Genomic DNA, 9063 nt, shown 5'->3' on the forward strand with positions numbered 1-9063 from the left:
AATGCGGCACCGGGGCCCGGATGCCCCGCGACTGCCCGCGGGGGTAGGCTGGAAGCCCCGGCATTCGCAAGAATCTCGGCTTTTCGTGTTGCCTGCGTTCGAATGAGATTCCAGGAGATCCTGCCCATGAGCTCCAAAGGCCAGAGCCCCACCGGCCAGCCCTCCAACGGCCTGCCCCTCGACGGCCTGCGCCGTGCCCTTCAGGCGGACAGGACGTTCACCCGGGTGCAGGCCGAAGCGGCGCGGAGCTTCAGCGGCCGCAGCGAGGACTACCAGATCAGTGCGCCCGCAGGTTTGCGGCCCGTGCTCTTGGCGGAGATGGCGGACGGCCTGCTGAAGACAGCAGAAAACGACGGCGCAGCCGCGGATCACACCGCGCCGGGGGTGGTCCTCGCCGTCACCGCCACGGGACGTGAGGCCGAGGATCTTGCCGCCGCGCTCCGCGCCTACCTGCCGGCCAACGCCGTGGCCGAGTTCCCCAGCTGGGAAACCCTCCCGCACGAGCGGCTCTCCCCGCGTTCGGACACGGTGGGCCGCCGCCTGTCGGTCCTGCGGCGCTTGGCGCATCCTGAAGACGAATCCCGCCGTGACAGCGCAACGAACCCTGATAGCGCAGCCCACCCGGAAAACGCGGGGGGCCCCCTCCGCGTCGTGGTGGCCCCGGTCCGGGCGGTGGTCCAGCCGATCGTGGCCGGCCTGGGGGAACTCGTTCCGGTGACGCTGAAGGTCGGTCAGGAGGTTCCGTTCAATGACGTGATCCGGAACCTTGCGGCCGCCGCCTACTCCCGGGTGGACATGGTGACGCACCGCGGCGAATTCGCCGTCCGCGGCGGCATCCTGGACGTGTTCCCGCCCACCGAGGACCACCCCATCCGGGTGGAGTTCTTCGGCGACGAGGTGGACCAGATGCGCTGGTTCGCCGTCGCCGACCAGCGCTCGCTGTCCGCCCCCGGCGTGCATCACCCCACCGAACTCCACGCCCCGCCCTGCCGGGAAATCCTGATCACGCCATCGGTTATGTCCCGGGCTGCCACGTTGAAGCCCCAGCTGCCCGCTGCTGCCGACATGCTGGAGAAGATCGCAGGCGGCATCGCCGTGGAAGGCATGGAATCCCTCGCGCCCGTCCTCGTGGACGCCATGGTCCCGTTCATGGAACAGCTGCCCGCGGGGTCCATCTCCGTGGTCATCGAACCGGAGAAGGTCCGCACCCGCGCCCACGACCTCGCGGCCACGAACGAGGAGTTCCTGGAGGCGGCGTGGTCCACGGCCTCGGACGGCGGAACCGCGCCGCTGGATCTCAGTGCGCAGGCCTCGGAAGCCCTGCATTCCGCCAGCTTCCGTTCCTTGACCGAGACCCGCTCAGCGGCGCTGGGGCACGAGGTGTCCTGGTGGTCCATCACGTCGCTGGCCACGGACGAGGAACTGACACCGGACATTGACGTGCTCAACCTTCACGCCCGCGAACCGCGCGGCTACCAGGGTGACGTGGCGGAAATGATGGACTTCATCGGCTCGCACGTGCGGGACCAGTGGCGGATCGTGGTGGCCACCGAGGGCCCGGGCCCCGCGCAGCGCCTGGCCGAACTGTTCCACGACGCGGACATCCCCTGTGCCCGGGTGGACACACTGGACCACGAACCCCAGGCGGGGATCATCGAGGTGACCACTGCCGCCGTCGGACGCGGTTTTGTCCTGGACGGACTGAAACTCGGTCTCCTGACCGAGGCTGATTTGCTGGGCCGCACCTCCGCAGGCTCCACCAAGGACATGCGCCGCATGCCGTCGAAGCGGCGTAACGCCGTGGATCCGCTGCAGCTGGTGGCCGGCGACCATGTGGTGCACGAACAGCACGGCATCGGCCGGTTCGTGGAACTGATCCAGCGCAAGGTGGCAGGCGGCGGCGACGGCGTGCGCGAGTACCTCGTGCTGGAGTACGCGGCATCGAAGCGCGGGGCGCCGGGGGACAGGCTGTTCGTGCCCACCGACCAGCTGGACCAGGTGACCCGCTACGTCGGCGGCGACACGCCCGCGCTCAGCAAGATGGGCGGCGCGGACTGGGCCAGCACCAAGTCCAAGGCGCGCCGGGCGGTCAAGGAGATCGCCGGCGAGCTTATCCGGCTCTACTCGGCCCGGATGGCGTCGCGCGGCCATGCCTTCGCGCCGGACACGCCGTGGCAGCGCGAGCTGGAGGAGGCCTTCCCGTACGTGGAGACCCCGGACCAGCTCACCACCATTAACGAGGTCAAGGCCGACATGGAGCGGGAGATCCCCATGGACCGGCTGGTCTCCGGCGACGTCGGTTACGGGAAGACCGAGATCGCCGTCCGTGCGGCTTTCAAGGCGGTGCAGGACGGCAAGCAGGTGGCGGTGCTGGTGCCCACCACCCTGCTCGCGCAGCAGCACTATGAGACGTTCACCGAGCGGTTCAGCGGCTTCCCGCTGCGCGTCAAGCCGCTGTCCCGGTTCCAGGCGTCGAAGGAAGCCAAGGAAACGGCCGAGGGCGTGAAGAACGGATCCGTGGACGTGGTGATCGGCACGCACCGGCTGCTGTCCAAGGACTTTGAGTTCAAGGACCTCGGCCTGGTGATCGTGGACGAGGAGCAGCGCTTCGGCGTCGAGCACAAGGAAGCGCTGAAGAAGATGCGCACCAACGTCGACGTCCTGGCCATGAGCGCCACCCCGATTCCGCGCACGCTGGAGATGTCCCTGACCGGCATCCGCGAAACGTCCACGCTGGCCACCCCGCCGGAGGAGCGCCACCCCGTGCTCACCTATGTGGGCCCGTACACGGACAAGCAGACCTCCGCCGCCATCCGCCGCGAACTGATGCGCGAGGGCCAGGTGTTCCTCGTCCACAACCGCGTGTCCACGATTGAAAAGACGGCAGCCAAAATCCGCGAACTTGTCCCCGAAGCCAGGGTCGAGGTGGCACACGGCAAGATGTCCGAGAGCCGCCTGGAGCAGATGATCGTGGACTTCTGGGAGAAGCGCTTCGACGTCCTCGTGTGCACCACCATCATCGAAACCGGCCTGGACATCTCCAACGCCAATACCCTGATTGTGGACGGCGCGGACAAGTACGGCCTGTCGCAGCTCCACCAGCTGCGCGGACGCGTCGGGCGCGGACGCGAACGCGCCTACGCCTACTTCCTCTACCCGTCCGAGAAACCCCTGGGCGAGGTGGCGCTGGAACGGCTGAAGGCCGTGGCCACCCACAACGAACTCGGCGCGGGCATGCAGCTGGCCATGAAGGACCTGGAGATCCGCGGCGCCGGCAACCTTCTGGGCGGTGAACAGTCCGGCCACATCCAGGGCGTCGGCTTCGACCTCTACATCAGGCTGGTGGGCGAGGCCGTGGCCGAGTACCGCGGCGAAGCCGAGGAGAAGGCCGCCGAGATGAAGATCGAGCTGCCCGTCAACGCGCACCTGCCGCACGACTACGTGCCGGGGGAGCGGCTGCGGCTGGAGGCCTACCGGAAGCTGGCGTCGGCACTCACCAACGAAGCCATCGAGGAAGTCCTCGCCGAGCTCGTGGACCGGTACGGCGAGCCGCCGCTGCCCGCTCAGAACCTCGTCGCCGTCGCGCGCTTCCGGGTGGGCGCCCGCGAAGCCGGGCTCTCCGACGTCGCCCTGCAGGGGAACTTCATCAAATTCTCCCCGGCGCAGCTGCCCGAATCGAAGACCATGCGGCTCAACCGCATGTACCCGGGCGCGCAGTCCAAGCCCGCCCTCGACGCCGTCCTCATCCCCAAACCGAAAACGGCAAGGATCGGCGGCCGCGACCTGCAGGACGCCGAAATCCTGGCATGGGCCGACGGCGTCATCCGCAACATTTTCTCCGACGCTCCGGTCCCGCTCGAAGCCACGAAGGGCTAGCCGTGATGGGAGGACACCACGCCGCGTCAGGAGCCGCGGCGTGGGTAGCTATTGCCTCGACGGGGCCGTACACCCTGGGCTGGTATCCGCTGGATGCCACCGGCGTGCTGATCGGCGGCATGGCGACGGCGGGCACCGCCCTCGTGTGCGACTGGGACCACCGCTCCAGCACCGTGGCACACTCGCTGCCGCCGCTGTCCAACATGATCGCGGTGGGCATCGAGAACGCCAGCGGCGGCCACCGGCAGGGCACGCATTCGGTGCTGGGGGCGGCCATGTTCGTGCTGCTCGCCGCGGTGGCGGCGCAGATCCAGGTGGACACGCCGTGGGGCGTGCTGTCCGTCGGTGCCGGGCTGCTGTGCATGTTCATGATCAACATCGCGGCCAAAGCGCTGAAGCTGTTTCCGAAGTCCGGGTGGATCAGCAACTGGGTCTTCGCCCTGGCCATGGCCGGCCTGGTGACCTGGTTTGCACCGCACCAGTGGACGTGGCTGCCCATGTCCATGCTGATCGGCGTCGTGGTCCACATTGTGGGGGACATGGTGACCACCGGGGGTGTTCCGCTGCTCTGGCCGCTGGTGATCAAGCCGCCACGGTTCCTGCGCCGGTTGTGGGTGTTGAGGAACTTTTGGCGGCCCAACGGCGCCTTCTCCATCCCGCTGCTGGGCAGGGCCGGCTCGCGGCGGGAGTGGCTGGTGCTGATTCCGGTGAGCGGCTACGCCATGGTGGGAATGTGCCTGGCGGCCTGGTCGCTGGCCGGCACGCATTTCCCTGCGGCGCTGGCCCTGGCCGGCCGGCTGGCCAGCAGCCTGCTCGGCCTGACCTGAGACCCGGACTTTCATGACCTCGGGGTGGCCCGACCGCGGGCTGCCCGAAGGACAGGACTGCGGTGATGCACAGTTAAAAAGCTGAAGCCCCGGAACAGTCCGGGGCTTCAGCTTCAAAGTCTGCGTGGCGTTTAGTATTCGCCCGCCGAATCCGAGCGGCCGGTGATGGTCTGCGGGATCCAGAACGCCAGGGCGAACAGGCCAAGGCACACGGCCATCGGCCACGGGTTCTCCAGGGACAGGAAGGACAGCGAGTAGATGGCACCCAGGAACAGGGCCATGATGACCACAAAGAGAACGATGCTGCCGGCCAGCGGGTTCTCGTTCTGGGGCGTCTTTACCTGCTGGTCAATCTTGCTGGACATTCATTCCTCCTCGGCCCCGCGGGGCTCAAACTGTGGCTGCCGCCGGTCAGTACCCAGACGAACCCTGTTCGCCTTTGACGATTGCAATACCGGAGCTGGCACCAATACGTGTTGCACCTGCAGCAATCATAGCCTGTGCGTCCTCGAGGGAACGCACGCCGCCGGAGGCCTTGACGCCCAGGTCCGGGCCCACGGTGCGTCGCATGAGGGCCACATCTTCGACTGTGGCGCCGCTGCCGTTGAAGCCCGTTGAGGTCTTGACGAAGTCGGCGCCGGCCTCCACGGCCGCTTCGCAGGCCAAAACCTTCTGGTCGTCGCTGAGCAGGGCCGTCTCGATGATGACCTTCAGGATCGCCTCGCCTTGGTGGACGGCTTCGGCGACAGCCTTGATGTCGTCCACCAGGGCGCCCTTGTCCGAGGCCCTGGCCGCAGCGATGTCGATGACCATGTCCACTTCGTCGGCGCCATCCAGCACGGCCCCGCGGGCCTCGAACGCCTTGACGTCGGGGGGCGTGGCGCCCAGCGGGAAACCCACCACGGAACAGGTGAGCACGCCCGTGCCCTTGAGCGCTGTCTTCACCGTCTTGACCCACACCGGGTTCACGCACACCGACTTGAACTTGTACTCGGCGGCCTCGGCACACACCTTGAGGATTTCCGCCTCGCTCGCCTCTGGCTTCAGCAGCGTGTGGTCGATGAAGGAAGCGATGCCCTGCGCCCCGCCGCCCTCCCCGGCAGATCCTGCGGGGCTGGTCGCCGTGCCCGTTCCGGGGCTGGCTTCGTTGCTCATGCTGGTCCTTTCCATGGGCCTTTGGCCGAAGGCGCCCCGGGTGTCGCGGCGCCCTTGCGAACCATCCTGCCACAGCAGGAAAGCTAGGCAGCGGTGGCCAGTTGCCCCACGGAAAGTGCCGCCATCAGCTCCGCGGCGCAGATGCCGGCAGCGGACCCGGACGCCACCAGCAGACCCAGCCGCACGCCGTCGAACGCTGCCGCATCCCCGATGGCCCAGATGCCCGGCACGGAGGAGCGGAAGTCGCGGCCGACGACGATCCCTCCGGACGCCGCCGTCTGCACGCCGGCGGGGGCGGCCAGGCCGTCCCGGGGCGTCCGGTCCTCGGCGAGGACGACCAGGTCGCCGCTCATGCGGCTGCCGTCCTCGAACACGACGCCGGCAGCCGGCAGCACGGAGCCTACAAGCGTCGGCACGACGGCGGCGGGCCGGGCAGTGGCGCGGACCGGCCGGACGCCGCGGGCGCGAAGCACTGCTTCGGCCTGTCCGGCGGCGGGACCCGTGCCCACCAGAATGCCCAGCGGCCGGCGGCCGAGGACCCGGGTGACTTCCTTGACGGCGTGGCCGATCTTCGCGGCGTCATCGATGGTGGAGTAGCTGAGGCAGCCTCCGGCGCCGTCGACGGGGGAGTCCACCGGTGCCGAGCCGGTGGCTATCACGAGCTGGTCGTAGCCGAATTCCATGCCGTCGGCGGTGGTGACCACCCTGGCGGCGGCATCGATGTGGCTGGCGGGCTGGCCGAAGCGCACGGAGACGAACGGCAGGGCGGCCAGTTCCATCAATTCGTCGGGGGCGTCGTCGCGGCTGCTTAGCACCGTTGCCGTTCCGGAGAACTGTGCGGCGGCCAGCTGGGCCACGAGGGCCTGGGCGGCCGGGCCTGCCCCGGCGATGACAATCTTGGCAGAAGAGGTGGCGGTGGACGGAAACTGTGCCGGAGCGGACATGTGCGGGCCCTTTCGAATGCTGCACCAGGCGGGCCGATCGGGGGCCCTGTTGTGCTGATGGGACCCAGCCTAGGGCGAACGTTTTTCGCGGGTGTTTCCCGGGTGTTGCCTGTTTTTCTCGGCCCGTTCGCCAGTATTCACGGACCCGTAATGACGTGGGTCACACCGCGGCGCCTCCACGGTTCAAGGCAACGCGGGGTCACTTACGGCCCAATCGGAGGGCCTCATTGGGCGCTGAGTGACCCCGCGTTGCGTTAGACGCGGATGCGGTAACCGCGCTTCACCACTGTTTCGACGAGCTTGCCGTCGGGCAGGGAGGAGCGGAGCCGGCTGACCGTCATGTCCAGCGCGTGCACTGAGCCGCGCAGTTCCAGGAGTTCGGAGAGGGACTCCCGGGACAGGACCGCACCGCCGGCGCCCAAAAGAGCGCGGAGCAGCAGCAGCGGTGCCGGGGCGATCTCCACCGGCTCGCCGTCAATACGCAGCGAGCGGCCGCGCAGTTCCACGTTTCCGGACCGCGTGTCGAGGCGTCGCACATGGTTCAGCGCGAGGTGCTCGCACACCAGCCTGATCAGCGCCCCCATCCGGAACCGTTCCGGCACCAGGGGAGTGATGCCGGCGTCCAGCAGCGGCTGCGCCGTCACCGGACCAACGACGGCGGTTGTCACCGTGGTCTTGAGGCTCTCCACGAGCTGCTTATACAGCCCCATCTCGTGGGCCGTGCTCCACATGGCGTCCACGGCGGGGGCACTCGTGAAAGTGAGGACGTCCAGGTTGCCGCTGCAGGCGGCCTCGATCAGGCGGGGGAGCCGGTCGGCGCCGTCGGGCTTCACCCAGCGGTACGGGGTCACGGTCAGGACGGTGGCACCGGACATCCGCAGCCGTTCCAGCTGGCGGACATCCGTGTAGCCGTGCAACTGCACCGCCACGGTCTTGCCGCGCACGCCTTCGGCCAGCAGCATGTCCACCAGCGTTGCGGTGGTTTCGTCGCTGCTGATTCCGACGTCGGCCAGGCCGGCCGCGCGGACAGCGCCGCGGGCTTTGGGTCCGCGGACGAACATCCGGCAGGCGCCCAGGGTTTCCAGAAGCTCCTCACCGATCCCCGAAGCGTCCGCCGCCTCGCACCAGCGGCGCATGCCGTAGGCGGTGGTGGCGATGCAGAGGTCGGGCTTGGCCGCGATGATCGCCTTGGTGTCCTCGATGAGGCTGATGTCCTCGTTCACGGGGGCGATTTTCAGTGCCGGGGCGTGCAGGACCTCGGCGCCGCGGCGCTCCAGGGCCTCGATGAGGTCCCGCGAACGGCGGTGGGACGTCACGCCGATCCGGAAACCCTCCAGCGGGGCCTCGGCCGCCGCCTCCGGAGCGGTTTCCGTGAGAGCGGATCCGGTGGGAGCTGTCTCGGCGGGTGATGTTTCGGTGGGGGCTAGTACATTCATTGCGTTCATGCCTATCACGAACCCAGCAGCGAGGCCGCCAGGCGGTCGAGTTCCGCCTCGGCCTCGGCATGCCCGCGGTTGGCCTCAGCCACCCGCACCACCTCGCCGATCACCAGGACGGCGGGGTTGCTGCAGCCGGCGGCGGCAGTTGCGATATTGCCCAGTTCCGCGATCGTGGTCTTCTGGCCCGGCCGGTAGCCGCGCTCCACCACGGCCATAGGCATGTCGCTGCGCATCCCGGCGCGGCGCAGGCCGGCGGCGAGGTGGTGCAGCGTGCCGATGCCCATCAGGACCACGATCGTTCCGCCCAGGCCGGCCAGGTGCGTGAGTTCCTTCTCCGTGAGCGGTGCGTGGCCGGACACGACGGTGAACATGTGGCTGACTTCACGGTGCGTCACGGGGATGCCGGCGGCAGCCGGCACGGAGACGGCGCTGGTGACGCCGGAAATCACCCGGACGGGGACGCCGGCGGCGACGCAGGAGGCAACTTCCTCACCGCCGCGGCCGAACACGTACGGGTCGCCGCCCTTGAGGCGCACCACGTTGTTGCCTTCCAAGGCGGAAGCGACCATGAGCTTCTCGATGTCGCCCTGGCTCACCTTGTGGTGTCCCGGGCGCTTTCCGACGTCGACGAGCTCGGCGGAGGTGAGGGACGCCAGCTCCTGGTACGGGGCCAGCCGGTCGTAGAACACGACGTCGGCATCGCGCAGGGCCTTGACGGCCGCAACGGTCAGCAGTTCGCCGGTGCCCGGGCCGCCGCCGACCAGCGTGACGTGGCCGGCCTGGCCGGCGGCCGGCTCGGCCGCCACCGGAATGCCGGCGGCG

The 9063-nt window shown here is 68.7% G+C and carries 7 protein-coding genes; 2 read left to right on the forward strand and 5 right to left on the reverse strand.

Annotation, left to right across the window (positions count from 1 at the left end; translation table 11 throughout):
• Positions 1 to 126: 126 nt before the first annotated feature.
• Together mfd and G9E11_RS14175 are read left to right on the forward strand one after the other, a co-directional pair.
• Positions 127 to 3876 (forward strand): transcription-repair coupling factor, encoded by a 3750-nt coding sequence (gene mfd, locus G9E11_RS14170; protein ID WP_190606735.1) that lies wholly within the window; start codon positions 127 to 129, stop codon positions 3874 to 3876.
• Between the two features lie 5 nt (positions 3877 to 3881).
• Positions 3882 to 4703 (forward strand): metal-dependent hydrolase, encoded by an 822-nt coding sequence (locus G9E11_RS14175; RefSeq protein WP_190606737.1) that lies wholly within the window; start codon positions 3882 to 3884, stop codon positions 4701 to 4703.
• Between the two features lie 131 nt (positions 4704 to 4834).
• On the opposite strand, the gene G9E11_RS14180 is transcribed toward G9E11_RS14175, so the two are convergent.
• The 5 genes from G9E11_RS14180 to cobA all read right to left on the reverse strand — a co-directional run.
• Positions 4835 to 5068, reverse strand: coding sequence for a hypothetical protein (locus G9E11_RS14180; protein WP_003801920.1), 234 nt, complete (start codon positions 5066 to 5068; stop codon positions 4835 to 4837).
• A gap of 46 nt (positions 5069 to 5114) precedes the next feature.
• Complete coding sequence (gene deoC, locus G9E11_RS14185; RefSeq protein ID WP_190606739.1) at positions 5115 to 5858, reverse strand: deoxyribose-phosphate aldolase; 744 nt, start codon at positions 5856 to 5858, stop codon at positions 5115 to 5117.
• A gap of 83 nt (positions 5859 to 5941) precedes the next feature.
• The gene (locus G9E11_RS14190) at positions 5942 to 6802 is read right to left on the reverse strand and encodes an FAD-dependent oxidoreductase (RefSeq protein ID WP_190606741.1); all 861 of its coding nucleotides are present in this window, start codon (positions 6800 to 6802) and stop codon (positions 5942 to 5944) included.
• Between the two features lie 254 nt (positions 6803 to 7056).
• Positions 7057 to 8238, reverse strand: coding sequence for a uroporphyrinogen-III synthase (locus G9E11_RS14195; RefSeq protein ID WP_190606742.1), 1182 nt, complete (start codon positions 8236 to 8238; stop codon positions 7057 to 7059).
• A gap of 14 nt (positions 8239 to 8252) precedes the next feature.
• The coding region (cobA, locus tag G9E11_RS14200; protein WP_190606744.1) for a uroporphyrinogen-III C-methyltransferase at positions 8253 to 9063 on the reverse strand (811 nt) is incomplete at its 5' end.

The sequence above is a fragment of the Arthrobacter ipis genome, assembly GCF_014694315.1.
Lineage (GTDB): Bacteria > Actinomycetota > Actinomycetes > Actinomycetales > Micrococcaceae > Arthrobacter > Arthrobacter ipis.

What these genes read in the sequence shown, in the direction of transcription:
- mfd (WP_190606735.1), top strand. Translation starts at nt 127, where the DNA reads ATGAGCTCCAAAGGCCAGAGCCCCACCGGCCAGCCCTCCAACGGCCTG.
- G9E11_RS14175 (WP_190606737.1), top strand. Translation starts at nt 3,882, where the DNA reads ATGGGAGGACACCACGCCGCGTCAGGAGCCGCGGCGTGGGTAGCTATT.
- G9E11_RS14180 (WP_003801920.1), bottom strand. Translation starts at nt 5,068, where the DNA reads ATGTCCAGCAAGATTGACCAGCAGGTAAAGACGCCCCAGAACGAGAAC.
- deoC (WP_190606739.1), bottom strand. Translation starts at nt 5,858, where the DNA reads ATGAGCAACGAAGCCAGCCCCGGAACGGGCACGGCGACCAGCCCCGCA.
- G9E11_RS14190 (WP_190606741.1), bottom strand. Translation starts at nt 6,802, where the DNA reads ATGTCCGCTCCGGCACAGTTTCCGTCCACCGCCACCTCTTCTGCCAAG.
- G9E11_RS14195 (WP_190606742.1), bottom strand. Translation starts at nt 8,238, where the DNA reads ATGAATGTACTAGCCCCCACCGAAACATCACCCGCCGAGACAGCTCCC.